The organism is Pseudomonas solani, assembly GCF_026072635.1.
GTDB lineage: Bacteria > Pseudomonadota > Gammaproteobacteria > Pseudomonadales > Pseudomonadaceae > Metapseudomonas > Metapseudomonas solani.
The window spans coordinates 4,306,045-4,323,478 of record NZ_AP023081.1; the positions used below are offsets into that span (position 1 = coordinate 4,306,045).

The 17,434-nt window shown below is 63.6% G+C and carries 13 protein-coding genes; 7 read left to right on the plus strand and 6 right to left on the minus strand.

Features of this window, described 5'->3' with window-relative positions:
• Positions 1 to 466 precede the first annotated feature (466 nt).
• Together PSm6_RS19655 and PSm6_RS19660 are read left to right on the plus strand one after the other, a co-directional pair.
• Complete coding sequence (locus PSm6_RS19655; RefSeq protein ID WP_021217601.1) at positions 467 to 1,105, plus strand: TetR/AcrR family transcriptional regulator; 639 nt, start codon at positions 467 to 469, stop codon at positions 1,103 to 1,105.
• An 86-nt stretch (positions 1,106 to 1,191) separates the two neighbouring features.
• The gene (locus PSm6_RS19660; RefSeq protein ID WP_021217600.1) at positions 1,192 to 2,160 is read left to right on the plus strand and encodes a GTP 3',8-cyclase MoaA; all 969 of its coding nucleotides are present in this window, start codon (positions 1,192 to 1,194) and stop codon (positions 2,158 to 2,160) included.
• 147 nt (positions 2,161 to 2,307) lie between these two features.
• Here PSm6_RS19660 and PSm6_RS19665 read toward each other — a convergent pair whose 3' ends face one another.
• The 4 genes from PSm6_RS19665 to PSm6_RS19680 all read right to left on the minus strand — a co-directional run bounded on the left by PSm6_RS19665 (position 2,308) and on the right by PSm6_RS19680 (position 10,219).
• Positions 2,308 to 3,921, minus strand: coding sequence for a methyl-accepting chemotaxis protein (locus PSm6_RS19665; RefSeq protein WP_265168012.1), 1,614 nt, complete (start codon positions 3,919 to 3,921; stop codon positions 2,308 to 2,310).
• Positions 3,922 to 4,323: 402 nt separating this feature from the next.
• Complete coding sequence (locus tag PSm6_RS19670; RefSeq protein ID WP_021217598.1) at positions 4,324 to 5,310, minus strand: GGDEF domain-containing response regulator; 987 nt, start codon at positions 5,308 to 5,310, stop codon at positions 4,324 to 4,326.
• A 5-nt stretch (positions 5,311 to 5,315) separates the two neighbouring features.
• On the minus strand, positions 5,316 to 9,416 hold the full coding sequence (locus PSm6_RS19675) for a CHASE domain-containing hybrid sensor histidine kinase/response regulator (RefSeq protein ID WP_031287070.1): 4,101 nt from the start codon (positions 9,414 to 9,416) through the stop codon (positions 5,316 to 5,318).
• Positions 9,417 to 9,964: 548 nt separating this feature from the next.
• Positions 9,965 to 10,219, minus strand: a complete 255-nt coding sequence (locus PSm6_RS19680; RefSeq protein ID WP_265168013.1) for a PepSY domain-containing protein — start codon at positions 10,217 to 10,219, stop codon at positions 9,965 to 9,967.
• 381 nt (positions 10,220 to 10,600) lie between these two features.
• On the opposite strand from PSm6_RS19680, the gene PSm6_RS19685 reads away from it, so the two are divergent.
• Both PSm6_RS19685 and PSm6_RS19690 read left to right on the plus strand, forming a co-directional pair.
• Positions 10,601 to 11,203 (plus strand): DUF4823 domain-containing protein, encoded by a 603-nt coding sequence (locus PSm6_RS19685; protein WP_031287068.1) that lies wholly within the window; start codon positions 10,601 to 10,603, stop codon positions 11,201 to 11,203.
• Between the two features lie 10 nt (positions 11,204 to 11,213).
• Entirely contained in the window at positions 11,214 to 11,774 is a 561-nt protein-coding gene (locus PSm6_RS19690; protein WP_265168014.1) for a DUF1285 domain-containing protein, read from the plus strand.
• 58 nt (positions 11,775 to 11,832) lie between these two features.
• Here PSm6_RS19690 and PSm6_RS19695 read toward each other — a convergent pair whose 3' ends face one another.
• A complete protein-coding gene (locus PSm6_RS19695) occupies positions 11,833 to 13,497 on the minus strand; it encodes an electron transfer flavoprotein-ubiquinone oxidoreductase (protein WP_265168015.1) in 1,665 nt (554 codons plus the stop codon).
• Positions 13,498 to 13,821: 324 nt separating this feature from the next.
• Here PSm6_RS19695 and PSm6_RS19700 point away from each other — a divergent pair, with 324 nt between their 5' ends.
• Positions 13,822 to 14,571, plus strand: a complete 750-nt coding sequence (locus tag PSm6_RS19700; RefSeq protein ID WP_031287067.1) for an electron transfer flavoprotein subunit beta/FixA family protein — start codon at positions 13,822 to 13,824, stop codon at positions 14,569 to 14,571.
• Positions 14,572 to 15,501, plus strand: a complete 930-nt coding sequence (locus PSm6_RS19705; protein WP_265168016.1) for an electron transfer flavoprotein subunit alpha/FixB family protein — start codon at positions 14,572 to 14,574, stop codon at positions 15,499 to 15,501.
• A gap of 61 nt (positions 15,502 to 15,562) precedes the next feature.
• On the opposite strand, the gene PSm6_RS19710 is transcribed toward PSm6_RS19705, so the two are convergent.
• A complete protein-coding gene (locus PSm6_RS19710; protein ID WP_265168017.1) occupies positions 15,563 to 16,486 on the minus strand; it encodes an alpha/beta fold hydrolase in 924 nt (307 codons plus the stop codon).
• A gap of 114 nt (positions 16,487 to 16,600) precedes the next feature.
• Between PSm6_RS19710 and PSm6_RS19715 the strand changes: the two genes are divergently transcribed.
• Positions 16,601 to 17,422 (plus strand): substrate-binding periplasmic protein, encoded by an 822-nt coding sequence (locus PSm6_RS19715; RefSeq protein ID WP_265168018.1) that lies wholly within the window; start codon positions 16,601 to 16,603, stop codon positions 17,420 to 17,422.
• The last annotated feature ends 12 nt before the right edge of the window (positions 17,423 to 17,434 follow it).

The window sequence follows — 17,434 nt, forward strand, 5'->3', positions numbered from 1 at the left end:
TCGACTGACGGGGCACTTGGGGGGAGATGCCGCACGCCAGTCATTTGAGTATTGGCCAATATCCCCCTGCGTCCAGATGCCGCTGCTCGTTTTTTAAACAGATTTGGAATACGCGGAAGGCGGCTGAGTCCTCAAGCGTCTGCTTGCAGGGTTGGCACCTGGGTGTGACGGCTCCGCCTGTTCCTGACCGGGCTGCGCTCAATGGTCGCACCCCGGATTGCTGCAGGAGCTCAGTTCTTTTTGCGTAAGTAGGGTGGGGAGACGGCTTGAAAGCCCACTGCCTGATGGCTTGGCGTTCACCCGTGTAACCCCTGGAACCCTTCTGGTTCGCGGTTTCCTGCCGTTCAGGTGGGGTGCTGAAACATGCAGAACCCATCTGGCAATAGGCTCATAGTCGGATGATCCGTGCATTTTGGCGCTAGTTAGGCATAATACCCGGCTTGATTTTTGACCCTACAGTCCCTTTATGCAGAAAGAACCCCGTAAAGTCCGTGAGTTTCGCCGCCGCGAGCAGGAAATCCTCGACACCGCTCTGAAACTGTTCCTCGAGCAGGGTGAAGACAGCGTCACCGTCGAGATGATCGCCGACGCGGTGGGCATCGGCAAAGGCACCATCTACAAGCACTTCAAGTCCAAGGCGGAGATCTACCTGCGCCTGATGCTCGACTACGAGCGTGACCTGAACGAGCTGCTGCATTCCGCGGACGTGGACCGTGACAAGGAAGCGTTGTCGCGCGCCTACTTCGAGTTCCGCATGCGCGACCCGCAGCGCTACCGCCTGTTCGACCGCCTGGAAGAGAAGGTGGTGAAGAACAGCCAGGTGCCCGAGATGGTCGAGCAGCTGCACAAGATCCGTGCCTCCAACTTCGAGCGCCTGACCCAGCTGATCAAGGGCCGCATCGCCGAAGGCAAGCTGGAAGACGTGCCGCCCTATTTCCACTACTGCGCGGCCTGGGCCCTGGTGCATGGCGCCGTGGCGCTCTACCACTCGCCGTTCTGGAGCAACGTCCTGGAAGATCAGGAAGGCTTCTTCCAGTTCCTCATGGATATCGGCGTGCGCATGGGCAACAAGCGCAAGCGCGAGAATGACGCGCCATCGGGCTGAGTGATCCTTCTGGTCCCGGCTGCTAAGCCATGGGACAGGATGGGGCGCAGCGATATACTGCGCCCTGTCCCCCGTCGGAGCGCCCCATGATCGTCGACCGCCAAGGCAGGCGCTTCCGCAACCTGCGCATCAGCCTCACCGCCGCCTGCAACTACGCGTGCACCTACTGCGTGCCGGATGGCAAGCGCCTGGTCGCGGCGCAGGACGAACTCTCCGCCGAAGCCATGGTGCGCGGTGTCTCCTACCTGATGGAAGCCGCCGGCATCGAGCGTTTGCGCATCACCGGTGGCGAGCCGCTGGTGAGCCCCAAGCTCGACCACTTCCTTCGTGGCGTCAGCTGCCTCGGCCTCGACGACATCAGCCTCACCACCAATGGCCAGCTGCTTTCGCGCAAGCTGCCGTTGCTGGTCGATTGCGGCATTCGCCGTATCAATGTTTCCCTGGACACCCTCGACGCGGACGCCTTCCGTGGCATCGCCCGTGGCGGCGACCTGAAGACCGTGCTGCAGGGGCTGGCCGATGCGAAAGCGGCGGGGCTGAAGATCAAGCTCAACATGGTGCCCCTGCGCGGGCAGAACCTCGATCAGGTCCTGCCGCTGCTGGAGTACTGCCTGGAAAACGGTTTCGAGCTGCGTTTCATCGAGCTGATGCGCATGGGCCATTTGGCCCGTGATGGCGTCGGCTTCCAGCAACAGTTCATCGGGCTCGACGAACTGCTCGCCCTGATCGGCGAACGCCACGAATTCGTCCAGGCCGAGGCGCCGGTGGATGCCACCGCGCTGCGCTACCAGATACCCGGCCTCGGCCACTTCGGCATCATCGCCAACGAAAGCGTGCCTTTCTGCCGCACCTGTTCGCGCCTGCGCCTGTCTTCAACTGGGTGGCTGCATGGCTGCCTGTCGTCGAGCAACCGCCACTACGTCGGCGACCTGCTGGAGAAGCCGCGCCACCAGGCCCTGCCCGGGCTGCAGCGGCTGTTGGTGAAGGCCCTGGCGGACAAGCAGGACATCGCCTTCTCCGGCGGCGTCACCGTCATGAAGATCATTGGCGGTTGAGCGCCCGTACGCCCTGTGCCGTTAAACGCAGCTTGCGCGATTCAGGTCGTGAGATTGCGTTCGTCGTCCGCCTGGCCCGCCAGCAGCGCCTCGAAGTCAGGAACGCATCGCCATCGCGCCGGTGATTCTCCGGCGGCATATGACTCGTCACAGGCGGAACGAGGCGACGGCGGACTTGAGCTCCACGGCCAGGCGCGACAGGTCCTGGCTGGAGGAGCGGGTCTGGCTGGCTCCCGCCGAGGTCTGGGTGGACAGGTCGCGGATGTTGACCAGGCTGCGGTCGACCTCGCGTGCTACAGCTGCCTGTTGCTCGGCAGCGCTGGCGACCTGGACGTTCTGTTCGTTGATCGAGGCGATGGTCCGGGCGATGTCGCCCAGGCTGCCATCGGCGGCCTGGGCGAGGTCCACCGTCGTCTGGGCCAGGCGCGAACTGCTCTGCATCGTGGCGACGGTGGCGCTGGCCTCCTGCTGCAGCTGGTTCACCATCTGCTCGATTTCCTGGGTGGATTGCTGGGTGCGCTGTGCCAGCAGGCGAACCTCATCGGCCACCACCGCGAAGCCGCGCCCCTGCTCGCCGGCACGGGCGGCCTCGATGGCGGCGTTGAGGGCCAGGAGGTTGGTCTGCTCGGCGATCGAGCGGATCACATCGAGCACCTTGCCGACGTCCTGCATCTGCCGGGCGAGCTTCTCGACACGCTCGGCGCTGCCGGTCACGTCGGTCGCCAGGGCGTTGATCGAGCGCACCGTCTCACCCACCTGCTCGCGGCCATGGCGCGTGGCGGTGTCGGCCTGGCGCGAGGCGTCCATGGTCGTGGCCGCGTTGTGCGCCACCCCATCCACCGCCGCACTCATCTGGTTGCAGGCCGTGGCCGCCTGCTCGATTTCCTGGTTCTGCCGCAGGAGGTCCCGGCTGCTGTCTTCGGTCACCGCATGCAGTTGCTCGGAGGCCGAGGCGAGCTGGGTGGAGGAGTCGGCGATGAGGCTGATGGTCTGCCGCAGGTTCTGCTGCATGCCGCGCAGGGCGCTCATGAGGGAGGTCGCCTCGTCGTGCCCTTCAACCGGAATGTCACGGCTCAGGTCGCCCTGGGATACCTGGCTCGCCACTTCGACCGCCTGGTTCAGCGGCCTCACGATGCTGCGCGAGAGGAGGAGGGCAAGGATGACGGCCAGGCCGACGGCCCCGGCGAGGATCAGCCAGACCAGCAGGTTGGCGTGTTGGAATGCGGAGTTGCTGGCCGTCGAGGCCTGCCTGGCTCCCTCCTCATTGATTTCGATCAAGGCCTTGAGGTCGGTGCTGAGCGCACTGCCCAGTTCATTGAGCCTGGTGGTGACGATCGATTCGGCTTCTTCCCGCTCACCGGCTGCCAAGTGTTCTATCACTGCGCGGCGGACCTCCAGGTAGCCGCGCAGGTGCTCGACATAGCGATCGAAGAGCTTCTGCTCCTCGTCGCTCGAAATCAGTTTGCTGTAGGTGTCCCGGGCTTTTTGCAGGGTGGCTTCGTCCGTGACGAGGCGGGCCTTGGCCGCTTCATCGAATGTCACCAGGGCCCGCAGCGTGGAGGCTCGAAGCTGGAGGGTCGCCTCGTCCATGTGGCTGATCGCGACGATGCTGGGCAGCCAGTTTCCATCGACCGCTTGGGAGCTGTCATGCATCTGGTGCATCTGCATCAGGGAGCCGCCCCCGACCAGCATCAACAAGGTGACCAGCACTGCAAAGCCTGCATTGATGCGGGTGGAGACACGCAAAGAGCGAATCAGCATGATGATCTCCCAAGTTGCACGGGTGTAGCGATGGGTATGCCCGGTAGAAGGTCTAGGTCATGGGCGGATGTTTAACGAGCCGTTCGTGAAAAGTGCGTGAATTCAAGAATACGGCCATCTCAGGGTGACGTTACCGCGATGGCAAGTTCATATGCCTGGGTCACTGATGGCAAAGTGCTTTTAGCGTATTTCCAGTTGTTCTCATGGTATTTCCATTGGCGACAGGCGGTATCAGACTTTAGTGGCTAGTTGAATTGTCGATAATAATTCGCACTGGAATTCGCTTGCCGTTATTGATTGCAGATAGCGCTCTATTGCGCAGGGCCCGTCTTGTCGAGCTGTGTCGCATCGGCGATTTCAACAGCGCGTGTAATCATCCAGGCCCTTGTGATCCTTACACCGCTAGCCTTTCTTGATACCCGAACCACTCGCTGGCAATAACGCTGCAAGTTCGATGTTCCTGAATCGGCTGCAATCCCGTCCTGCTTCCTTGGCCTCGTACAAGGCGGCATCCGAAAACTCGAGAAGCCTTGCGATATCCGGTACGACTTCATTGCTTTCACTGGAATGCGGCCAACTGGGACTTTCTTCATCGAAACTGGCGACGCCGATTGAAACAGTCACTTTCCCGTGGGGGCTGTCGAGATGAGGGATATTCAAGTGCCTGACGCTGTCCCCCAGTTGGTCGGCTATACGGCAGGCACCGACATGGTCGGTTTCGGGAAATAGCACGGCGAACTCTTCACCCCCATAGCGGGCCACCAGGTCGGCGGGCCTGTTGATGCTGGCGCGTAGGGCATGGGCGACGGCGATCAGGCACTGGTCGCCCTGCAAGTGGCCGTTACGGTCGTTGTAGCGTTTGAAGTAGTCGATATCCATCAGCAGCAACGAGAAGGGCTGCCCGTTGCGGCGGGTCCTGAGCCATTCACGTTCGATGTTCTGATCGAGGAAGCGGCGGTTGGCCAGGCCTGTCAGACCGTCGGTTTGCGCCAGCAGGTTGAGCCGGTCCATGGCCAGCTTCAGGTGCAGGTGCGTCTTCACCCGCGCATTGACGATGGCGGGGCGTATGGGCTTGCCGATGAAGTCCACCGCGCCCAGGGCGAGGCCCGCTTCCTCCATGCTCGCCTCGGTATGGCTGGTGATGAAGATGACCGGGACGTCGCGCAACTCCTTTTCTGTTTTCATCCGTTCACAGACCTCGAAGCCGCCCATGCCGGGCATTTCGGCATCCAGCAGGACCAGGTCGGGCCTTTCCTCCCGTGCCGCCCGGAGTGCATCGGGGCCGTTGGTGGCGAAGCGGACCTTGCCGAGACGGCCGATCGCCTTGCTGAGGATGCGGATCGCCGAGGTGTCGTCATCCACGATCAGCAGGGAGGGTGTGTAGTCCATGGGTGTCACTCCTTGGCCACGAGGCCTGCGGATTCGAGCAGGTGCAGCGCCTGCTCGAAGTCCAGGTTGTCTATCGCCTGCCAGACCTGCTCGGCCAGTGCCTGGCTCGAAACCTGGATGGCGGGGCATGCCTGGGCGAACTGCTCCAGCGCGGCCATGTCGTGGTCGCGCAGGTGGTCGACCAGTCTCGCCAGCGCGGGGCCCGCTGCCAGATGGTCCGCGTCGCTGCGGGGGAGGGTGATCTCCTCGATGACGTCCGTCTGGCGTTCGAGTTCTAGATAGGCCTCCACCAACTGCCCGAGCAGTGTCGGCAGGTTTGGGGCGTCGGGTTCGATCCGTAGCAGGGTCTCCGCCTCACCTGCAAGCTTGTGAAGGCACTGGGCACCGAGCATCCCCGCCGCCCCTCTGAGCTTGTGCAGGCGCGCTGTCAGCCCGGGCGGGTCGTCCTGAAGGCGTCGCTGGGTCGCCTCGTCGTCGCGGAATTCGCGGAACTCGCTGAACAGCCGTCGCAGCGAGGAGTTGAACAGCTCCAGGTCGTGACTCATGCGCTGGGCGACTTCAACGGTATCGATGCCTTCTATCGTCGGCCATGGGCGGGAAGGCCCGGTGGGCGTCTCGATCGGACGTATGGGTAGGGGAGCGCCCCGGGAGTCCTGGACCGCGCGGCGGATGGCGCGGATCAGCACCTTGGGTTCCAGGGGTTTGCTGAGGAACTCGTCAATTCCGGCCGCCTTGGCCTGGCGACGCTCTTCCGGCAACGCTCCGGCGGTCAGGGCGAGCACGGGTAGTCGTTGCAGGCCGAGTTCGCCACGCAGTCGGCGGGTGGCCTCGAACCCGTCCATTTCCGGCATGTGCAGGTCCATCAGCACCACATCGAAGGCGGTGGTGTCCTCGCGCAGACAATCCAGCGCCTGGCGGCCATTCATGCAGGTCTGCACCTCGGCGCCCTGCTGTTGAAGCATGAGACTGGCCACCTCGAGGTTGATGTCGCTGTCATCCACCAGCAGCAGCCTTATGCCCTCCAGCCACCGGGCCTGGGTGATGTCCAGCTCGGTGGCGTGGATCAGTTTCTCGCCGTGGCCGTTGGGATGCCTGAGGCTGGCGGCAGCGATGGCGTTGTAGAGATCGGAGCCGTCCAGTGGCGTTCGGGCGTAATGGTCCACCAGTGCATCTTCCAGGGTGGGTGCAGCCGATGTCCGTGGCGCCGAGAACACCACGCTGCTGGGCATGCGTTCGCGTCCCAGCAGCGCCCTGAGCTGTTCGAGTGTCTCCAGCACATCGTCGCCGGCCAAGTGGTCGAGTAGCAGGACATCGGCCAGTGGATGGCGGCCTGCGAGCCGTTGCCCGAGGTGTTCGAGCAGGCCTTCCCGTCTGAATAATGGGGTGGCTCGCCAGCCCAGGGAGCGGCACAGCTGAGCGAGTCGCTGGCGTTCGCTCTCGTCCTGGCTCAACACCAGCACATCCAGGCTGGACGCGTTATCCGACAGGGCCTGTTCGTCGATGATCGGATCGAACGGCAGGCGTACCCAGAACTCGCTGCCCACCCCGAGGGTGCTGCGCACACCGACCGTCCCGCCCATCTTCTCGGCCAGGCCGCGTACCACCGACAGGCCCAGCCCCGTGCCGCCGAAGCGACGGGTGGTGGAGGTGTCTGCCTGGGTGAAGGGGGAGAACAGCCGCTCGATCACTTCGGCATCGATGCCGCAGCCGGTGTCCTGGACACTGATGCGGAGCCAGCAGCGCTCATCGGTCTCGCGGGTGCACTCGACATTGACCTCGATACCGCCGGCGGCCGTGAACTTGAGGGCGTTGCCGACCAGGTTCATGAGGATCTGGTTGAGGCGCAATGCATCGCCTGCGAGTTGCTCGGGCAACTCGTCGGCCCTGACCGCGAACCGCAGGCCCTTGGCTTCGGCCTGGGGCGCGAAGAGTTCGGCGAGGTCGCCGAACAGCCGGCGCGGGCGGAACGGGCTGTTCTCCAGAAGCATCTCGCCGGCCTCGATCTTGGCGATGTCGAGGATGTCGTTGATGATCCCCAGCAGGGAGCGCCCGGCGATCTGCAGCTTGCCGAGCAGGTTCTGCTGCTGTTCGTCCAGGCGCGTGCCCTGCAACAGGTGGGCGATGCCGATGACCGCATTCATAGGGGTGCGGATCTCGTGGCTCATGTTCGCCAGGAACAGGCTCTTGGCGGCGTTGGCGCTTTCGGCCGAGGCTTTGGCGGCGTGGAGTTCGGCGCTGCTGCGCAGGCGTTCGGTGATGTCCTGGGCGATGCCCAGGTGGCCGATGAGCGCACCGGTCTCCGTGCGGATGGAGGTGATGACCATGGACACCTGGATCTGCGAGCCGTCCTTGCGGATATAGGTCCACTGGCGCGTTTCGGCCCCTTGCTCGTCGGACTTGCAGCGGAACACCTCCATCCCCTCGATGGGGCGACCGTATTCGCGGCTGAGTTCGGCTGCGCGTGCCTGGACTTCCTCTGGCAGGTGGAAGTCCAGGGGATTGCGGATGCCGATCATCTCGGCGGCGGTATAGCCCAGCAGCAGTTCCGCGCCCCGGTTGAAGACGACGATCTCGCCCTGCATGTCCACGGCGATGATGGACACCTCGGACGAGGCGTCGAGCACCGCCTGCAGCAGGCCCGCGACCCGGGAGAGCTCGGCGGTGCGTTCGCTGACCTGTTGCTCGAGGTTGGCGTTGAACTGGCGCAGGTAGTTCTCCGCGCGCTTGCGGTCGCTGATGTCGTGCATCAGCTTCGCCGCGCCGAGGATGCTGTCGTCGGCCTCGCGGATCAGGCTGCAGGTGATGGTCACATCGATCAGGCGACCCTCCTTGTGCAGGCGCTGGGTTTCCAGCGTCGGGCCGCGCTCCCCGCGCGCCACGCGTTCGAGCAGCGCTTCGTCCTCGGCCAGGCGCTCCTGCGGGACCAGCAGGGGGGCGAGGGGGCGGCCGAGGATCTCCGCCTCGGTGTAGCCGAACATCTGCTCGGCGGCACGGTTCCAGGTGATGATCCGGCCATCCAGTGCCTCGCCGATGATCGCGTCGCTGGAATTCTCGACGATGGTCGCCAGCCGCGCCTGGCCGGCCATCACCTGGTGCTGGCGCTGGCGTGACAGCAGCAGGGTGCCGACCATGCCGGTGAGCAGGAGGCTGGCCAGCAGCCCGACCACGAACACCCTGGCGGGGTGTACGGGGTCCAGGGACTCGACGAACGCCGCGTGGGCGCTGACCTGGAACAGCCAGGTCCGCCCATAGACCTCGCGTTCGAAGCTATAGGTCTGGACCAGCTCGCCATCCGGGCTCTGGTGGTGGGTCTCGAAGATGAGCTTGCGTTGCGGGGCGTCGGTCTTGTCGTAGATCGCCAGGTGGAGGCTGTCCACGGGCAGGTCGAGGTCGGTCATCACCTCGCTCATCGCCAGCGGGGCATAGCTCCATCCGAGGATTTCCTCATGGCGGGACGGGAGATCGGCAGGGGTATCCGGGGTGCTGTAGACGGGTAGCAGGAACAGGAAGGAGCGATAGGCCTCCCTGGATTCGTTGACGAAGGTGATGGGGGCGGTCAGCGTGGCCTTGCCGCTGAGCATCGAGCGCTGCGCGGCGATCCGGCGCAGGGGCTCGGAGGCGATGTCCAGGCCGATGGCTTCGATATTGACCTCCGGCGGATCGATGTACTGGATCACGTAGCGCTCGCCCTGGAAGGGGGCGAACTGGTGCAGGGTGAAGTTCGGCTGGCCATCGGCCCTGACCCGGCGCAGGAAGTCCGCCTCCTCGTTGACCTTTACCCGGCGGATGAAACCGAAACCGCGGGCCCCGGGGAATTCTTCCTGGAGATTGCGGGCCCGGCTGTAGCGGGTGAACAGGTCGAGGGTGACGTTGTCGATGCCCAGCATGTGGATGGCGCCGCGCCAGCCCCTGAGGCGGAACTCGTAGATGCGCAGGCGCGACATGAGGTCGCCTTCGACCTCGCGGCTTTCATCCTTCAGGGCCTGCTGCACGTGGTTGTCGATGGACCGGACCTGCTGGAAACTGGCCAGCGCGCTGAGCAGCAGGCCCGAGAGCAGTACCGCTGCCATCCAGATGGCGATGTGAATCCATGACTTTGCCTTCATCCACTCGAGTCTCACGCCGGTTGGAGGTCGAGGCGACCTTGGCGGCGCGCATCGAGCCCTGACTTTCCTGTCTTTTTCCGTAAAGGCGCCAGCGTACTTATGTCCAGTATCACGGTGACATCATTCGCTCTATGGAGAGGACGCCGACTCGCTGTTGCCTCCTCACTATAGATGGCCCTTGGCCTGGCTTCCCGGCGAATGACGTCGCCTGCAGCCGGCCTGCCGTCGACTCGGGCCCGCTTCAGGCTCCATTCCGATTGGTTGCGAGTACTCGCCCCATCGAAACGCACGTTGGCAGCCAGACATGATCCATTCGCAATGGGAGTCGTTGTTCCTGCTTCACTTCGGCAGCCTGGGGGAGCGCCACGCCTCCCCGTACCTGCACCTGCAGGGGTACCCGGGCGCGAGGAGCTGGAGCTGTTCGCCCAGCCTGGTGTGCCAGGCGTTGCCTTCTCCGGTGAGCAGGTGGTTGGCGAAGAAGGCGCCGGCGACCGAGGCATGGAACAGGAGGACGACGGGGCCCCAAAGCCGGATGGTCGTCCCGCCCATCAGTTTTCCACCCGGCTCGTGACTGGTTGGCCAGTGACCGGGGCGTAATAGATTTCGGCGTTGTGCTTGTCCTTGTCGAAGCCGTAGATCCCATAGCAGTTGCCGGGCGTGATCTTGAACGTGTCGATCGGGCAGCCCTGTTCCTTCAGCGGTGCCTGGAGTTGTTCAGGTGAAGCGTTCGGCGGTGGTGCACTGGGGAAGGCGAGGGCCGCGGTGCTGGCGATGAGCAGGGCGGGAAGCAGCAGGTAGCGCATGATGAAGTCCTTGATGGCGTTGGGAGGCTTCACTCCGCGCGCCGAAGCTCAAGGGATTTGAGGGGCGCGATATCGACATTCAGGCGCGGTTGATGGAGGCTGTGCTGCCTGAATGTCTCCTGGCTCCCGGGGTCAGCTCTTGCAGGCGCCGATTCGCGCCAGGGTTTCGACGGTACCGTGCCCTGGATGGAACGCCCGCTGCGCACTCTGGCGCAGGGCCGCAACGCGCGGGAGCGGCTTGCGCGGACGCGCTGGCAGGCGCTCGAGGGCGTGTGCCGGGCTGCTGGGCAGCTCGCATTGGCGGCGGAGTACGTGATGGCGCGGAAGCTGCATCGTTGCGCCAAGTGCCGGTTTTTCGTCGCCGGCCGTGGAGGATCGAGAATGCGTAGTTTGATGCTGTTGCTGGCGCTGATGGCCCTCGGGGGCTGCATGAAGGTCAGCGACATGACCCTGGGCGCCCGCGAGCAGATGAGCGATGCCGGGCTGCTGGACCACAGCGAGACCTATCGCTCCATGTCCTGGCGGCTGCAGCCGGATTCGTTCATCTACATCGCCCAGAGCAGTTTTTCCCCGCAGGGCGGGACCCGCACCAAGCCCAACGTGGTGGCCGAAGAGGCCTTCAAGGGCTTCGTCGAATACTTCCCGCTGGTGCGTCGTGCGAGCCAGCCGGTGAGCCTCGAGCAGGCCATGAGCGAGGCGCGTTCGCTGGGTGCCAACTACCTGCTCTACAGCCGTTTCGCCGATGCCGATGACCGTATCGGCACGGTGGAGGAGTGGGAGGATCAGGAGGCGGTGGATCGGCTCGGTGTCGATAACGGCGTCATCCAGTTGATGCTGATCGAAACCGGTAACCGCTATCTGGTGGACACGGCACGGATCACCCACCGGGGTGGCCTGTTCACCTTTCATGACCAGAAGCCCGAAGACCTGATCGGGCCGCCGTTGAGACAATACGCGCGCAGCCTCATGGGGCTGGGCCGCTGAGGAGGATGTGATGAACGACCCGGGCAAGGCCGGCGACCTGCTGGCGCAGATCCCCAAGGAGAAGGGGCTGCCACCGGTGCACCTGTGGAACCCCGATTTCTGTGGCGATATCGACATGCGCATCGCCCGTGACGGCACCTGGTTCTACCTGGGCACGCCCATCGGGCGCAAGCCGATGGTCAAGCTGTTCTCCACCATCATCCGCCGCGATGGTGACGACTACTTCCTGGTCACGCCGGTGGAGAAGGTCGGCATCACGGTCGATGACGCGCCCTTCGTGGCGGTGAGCGTCGAGGTGAGCGGGGAGGGCGAGGAACAGGTGCTGCGCTTCGTCACCAACGTGGAAGACGAGGTGGAGGCGGGCGCCGAGCACCCGATCCGTGTCGAGACCGATCCGGTGACCCAGGAGCCGGCACCCTATGTGCATGTGCGCACCAATCTGGAAGCGTTGATCCATCGCAATGTCTTCTACCAACTGGTGGAGCTGGCCGTGGTGCGCGAGATCGACGGCCGCAACTGGCTGGGTGTTTGGTCCGGCGGGCAGTTCTTCCCCATTGGCGAGGAGCCCTGACAGGGTCTTTTCGCAGGCAACAAAAAAGGCCCCGAGGGGCCTCTTTCGTTTGTCGCGTTTACATGTTGGGGTAGTTCGGGCCCCCGGTGCCTTCCGGCGCCACCCAGGTGATGTTCTGGGCCGGGTCCTTGATGTCGCAGGTCTTGCAGTGGACGCAGTTCTGCGCGTTGATCTGGAAGCGCTTCTCGCCGTCTTCCTGGGTCACGATCTCGTACACGCCGGCCGGGCAGTAACGCTGCGCAGGCTCGTCATAGAGCGGCAGGTTCTGGGCAACCGGAATGCTCGGGTCGGTGAGCTTCAGGTGGCAGGGTTGTTCCTCTTCATGGTTGGTGTTGGAGAGGAATACCGAGCTCAGCTTGTCGAAGCTGAGTTTGCCGTCGGGTTTCGGGTAGTTGATCTTCGGCGCTTCGCTGGCCTTCTTCAGGCAGGCGTAGTCCGGCACGGTGTCGTGCAGGGTGAAGGGGATCTTGCCGCCGAAGATGTTCTGGTCGAGCCAGTTCAGGCCGCCACCGATGACCGGGCCGAACTTGTGCAGGGCCGGGCCGAAGTTACGGCTGCGGAACAGCTCGTCGTACAGCCAGCTGGCCTTGAACGCTTCGACGTAGGTGGTCAGCTCGTCGCCGCCTTCCTTGCCGCCCAGTACCGCTTCGGCCACGGCGTCAGCCGCCAGCATGCCGGACTTCATGGCGGTGTGGCTGCCCTTGATCTTTGCGAAGTTCAGGGTGCCCAGGTCGCAGCCGATCAGGGCGCCGCCCTTGAAGACCATCTTCGGCAGCGAGTTCAGGCCGCCCTTGCAGATGGCGCGGGCGCCATAGGCGACGCGCTTGCCGCCTTCCAGGTACTGCTTGACCACCGGGTGGTGCTTGTAGCGCTGGAATTCGTCGAAGGGCGACAGGTGCGGGTTGGAGTAGGACAGGTCGATGATCAGGCCGACCACCACCTGGTTGTTCTCCAGGTGATAAAGGAAGGAGCCACCGGTGTTGTCGGTGCCCATGACCGACAGCGGCCAGCCGGCGGTGTGCACCACCAGGCCCTGCTCGTGCTTGGCCGGGTCGATGTCCCAGATTTCCTTGATGCCGATGCCGTAGTGCTGGGCGTCGGCGTCGGAGTCCAGGTTGTACTTCTTGATCAGCTGCTTGCCGATGTGGCCACGGCAGCCTTCGGCGAACAGGGTGTACTTGCCACGCAGTTCCATGCCGGGGGTGTAGTAGCCTTCCTTCGGATGGCCTTCGCGATCCACGCCGAGGTCGCCGGTGATGATGCCGCGGACCACACCGTTCTCGTCGATCAGGGCTTCCTGGGCAGCGAAGCCCGGGTAGATTTCAACGCCCAGGCCTTCGGCTTGCTGGGCCAGCCAGCGGCACAGGTTGCCCAGGGAGATGATGTAGTTGCCCTCGTTGTGCATGGTTTTCGGCACAAAGAGGTCAGGAACCTTGATGGCGCCTTCGGCATCTTTCAACATATAGATGTCGTCGCGCTTGACCGGAGTGTTCAGCGGGGCGCCAAGCTCTTTCCAGTCAGGGAACAGTTCATTCAGAGCGCGCGGTTCGAACACGGCACCCGAGAGAATGTGGGCACCGACTTCGGAGCCTTTCTCGACCACGCATACGCTGATCTCCTGACCAGCTTCGGCGGCCTTTTGCTTCAGTCGGCACGCAGCGGACAGGCCCGCAGGGCCGGCACCGACGATGACGACGTCGAATTCCATGTATTCGCGTTCCACAGTCATTCTCCTCAAGGCTCTCTTCGATATTTTATAAGGGAGGGCTAGGCTCGATCCCTGGCCAGAGCTGGCGCATTATATCCACACCCTTTGGCGGGTCCAATACAAACGTTTGTTTGAATTTTGTAGAAGCCTGATAGGATAAGGCTCTGCGGCTTATGGCGGGGTATTTTCCCGTATTGACCGGAATAGGCGTTACGGTCAAGATACGGGCGGTTTTGCGCTCGCCGTATGGGCTGACCGTCGGTTCCGGCCGACGAGCATCACCCGCCAGAGGCTTGTCCTTGGCGACATTCTTATTCACCGGAGAGTAACGAGGAATCCATGAAGGTTCTTGTAGCTGTCAAACGAGTGGTCGACTACAACGTCAAGGTTCGCGTCAAGGCGGACAACTCCGGCGTCGACCTCGCCAACGTCAAGATGTCGATGAACCCCTTCTGCGAAATCGCCGTGGAAGAAGCCGTCCGTCTGAAGGAAAAGGGCGTGGCGACTGAGATCGTCGTCGTCACCATCGGCCCGGCCACTGCTCAAGAGCAGCTGCGTACCGCCCTGGCTCTTGGTGCCGATCGTGCCATCCTAGTCGAGAGCGCAGAAGAGCTCAGCTCCCTGGCCGTGGCCAAGCTGCTCAAAGCCGTTACCGACAAGGAACAGCCCCAACTGGTGATCCTTGGCAAACAGGCCATCGACAGCGACAACAACCAGACCGGGCAGATGCTCGGCGCCCTCACCGGCTACGCCCAGGGCACCTTCGCTTCCAAGGTCGAAGTGGCTGGCGACAAGGTCAACGTCACCCGTGAGATCGACGGCGGCCTGCAGACCGTAGCCCTGAACCTGCCGGCTATCGTCACCACCGACCTGCGCCTGAACGAGCCGCGCTATGCGTCGCTGCCGAACATCATGAAGGCCAAGAAAAAGCCGCTGGACGTGGTCACCCCGGACGCCCTGGGCGTTTCCACCGCTTCCACCGTCAAGACCCTGAAAGTCGAAGCGCCTGCTGCCCGCAGCGCCGGCATCAAGGTCAAGTCCGTGGCTGAACTGGTCGAGAAACTGAAGAACGAGGCGAAGGTAATCTAAATGACTATCCTGGTTATCGCTGAACACACCAATGCCGCCCTGGCCGCTGCCACGCTGAACACCGTTGCCGCTGCCCAGAAGATCGGTGGCGACATCCACGTCCTGGTCGCTGGTGCCGGTGTCGGCGCTGCTGCCGAAGCCGCTGCCAAGGTCGCTGGCGTTTCCAAGGTCCTGGTTGCCGACAACGCCGCCTTCGCCCATCAGCTGCCGGAAAACGTCGCGCCGCTGATCGCCGAACTGGGCAAGGGCTACAGCCACATCCTGGCTCCCGCCACCACCAACGGCAAAAACTTCCTGCCGCGCGTTGCCGCCCAGCTGGACGTTGACCAGATCTCCGAGATCATTGCGGTCGAAAGCGCCGATACCTTCAAGCGCCCGATCTATGCCGGCAACGCCATCGCCACCGTGCAGTCCTCGGCTTCGGTCAAGGTCATCACCGTGCGTACCACTGGTTTCGACCCGGTTGCCGCTGAAGGCGGTTCCGCTGCCATCGAAGCTGTCGGTGCTGGTAGCGACACTGGCAAGTCCGCCTTCGTGGGCGAAGAGCTGGCCAAGTCCGACCGTCCGGAACTGACCGCTGCCAAGATCGTCGTTTCCGGCGGCCGTGGCATGCAGAACGGTGACAACTTCAAGCACCTGTACGCCCTGGCCGACAAGCTGGGCGCTGCCGTCGGTGCTTCCCGCGCCGCTGTCGACGCCGGCTTCGTGCCGAACGACATGCAGGTTGGCCAGACCGGCAAGATCGTCGCTCCGCAGCTGTACATTGCGGTCGGTATCTCCGGTGCCATCCAGCACCTGGCGGGCATGAAGGACTCCAAGGTCATCGTCGCGATCAACAAGGACGAAGAAGCCCCGATCTTCCAGGTGGCTGACTACGGCCTGGTGGCTGACCTGTTCGAAGCCGTACCGGAGCTGGAAAAACTGGTCTGATCCAGTTTTCCGCATCCATGAAAAACCCGCTCATCGAGCGGGTTTTTTATTGCCTGCGAAATCACAGGGAATCGAGGAAGGCCTGGTAGTGCGCGGCGGTTTCGGCTGGGCGCTCGATCATCGGCACGTGGCCGCAATCCTTCATCACCACCACGCTGGATTTGCCCAGCAGGGGTTTCATCACCTCGATGCTAGACACATCCAGCACCCGGTCCCGGTCGCCCCACAGCAGCAGGGTCGGCGCGGTGATCTTCGGCAGCTCCGGCTCCAGCGGTACATAGCGCTGCACCAGGTGCTGGAAGACCTGCTGGTAATGCTCGCGGTTGGCCATCGACTGCTCGGCCAGGTAGCGCTTCAGCGAGTCGGGCATCGGTGGCTTCTCGACGAAGACGAAGTTCATCAGTTGGTTGTAGTCCGCGACCGAGCCCACGATCAACGGGTTGGCATCGCCGCGCTCCAGTCGCTCGTACAGCTCGCTCTTGTGCGGGGCGGTGACACCGGCGTTGTCGAACAGCGCCAGCGAGCGCACCAGTTGCGGGTAACGCGCGGCGTAGAGGGCGACGATGTGCCCGCCCATGGAATTGCCCACCAGGTGCACCTTGCCGGCGCCCAGGGTGGCGATGAAGGAGGCCAGCCGCTCGGCCTGGGTGCCGACGTCATAGCTGCCGGCCGGCCTGCTGCTGTCGCCGAAGCCGGGCAGGTCCAGGGCGATCACGCGGTAGCGGTCGGTGAAGTACCGCGCCATGCGCAGCCAGTTGTCCTTGTTGGCACCGAAGCCATGGACCATGACCAGGGTCTCGCCGCTGGCCGGGCCGCCTTCGTAATAGGCGATATCCAGATCGCCGACCGTCGTGCTGTGGGCGGAAAGCCCCGCCAGCTGGCACTCCACGAAGCGCGCCGTGGCCATCAGGGCGGCAGGGGAGAAGTACAGGGTGGCGGCCAGTGCTGCCAGCAACGTCACAAGTCCGATAAGCAGTTTTTTCATGGCGCGTCCTTATCGCAAAAAATTATTGCAGTTCGCCTAAGCTAGCATGACGCTAGAGGGATGCAGCGCCGTGCGCGCATTGCCCAAACCAAGGTCCGGTCCAGGAAGCTCCTGATGCACATACGCCCATTCATCGCTCCGTTGTTGCTGGTCCTGGCCACGCTGTCGGGGCAGGGTCATGCGGCCGGCAAGTGCGAGCGCCTGGTCGCCACGGGCAATCCCGAGTACCCGCCGTACTTGTGGCGTGATCCGCAGAACCCCAAGCTGCTGGTCGGCGCCAATGCCGATCTGCTCAAGCGCATCGGCGAAGAACTCGGGCTGAAGATCGACATCCTCTACACCGGCCCCTGGTCCCGCGCCCAGGACGAGGTGCGCACCGGCCGTGTCGACCTGCTCGCCGGTGCCTTCCTCACCCTGCCGCGGCTGGAAACCATGGACTACGTCCACCCGGCCTTCCTCGATACCCCCAGCGTGGTCTGGGTCAAGCGTGGCCACGGCTTCCCCTACACCCAGTGGCAAGACCTGCTTGGCCACACCGGCGGCACCCTGGTGAACAACAGCTTCGGCCAGGCCTTCGACGCCTTCGCCAAGGCGAACCTCACCCTCGAAGAAGTGCCGAGCCTCACCCAGGCCTACCAGAAGCTCGTGCTGGAGCGCACCGAGTACGTGCTCTATGAGCATTACCCGGGCCTCGCCCTGGCCGACACCCTCGGCATGGCCGATGACCTCGAAGCCCTGGAGCCGCCGATCTCCAGTGAGGGGCTGTACCTCACGCTGTCCCACAACTCGGCCTGCAACGACCCCTGGCTGCGCGGACAACTGGCAAAAAAAATGACAGAATTGACCGCCGCAGGTGCCCCGCAAGTCTTCTTGCAGCGCAATATCGAGCGTTGGAAAGCTCAGCAATTGCAGCCGGCCAGCGCTCCGAAACCCTAGGAAACCTCCGTG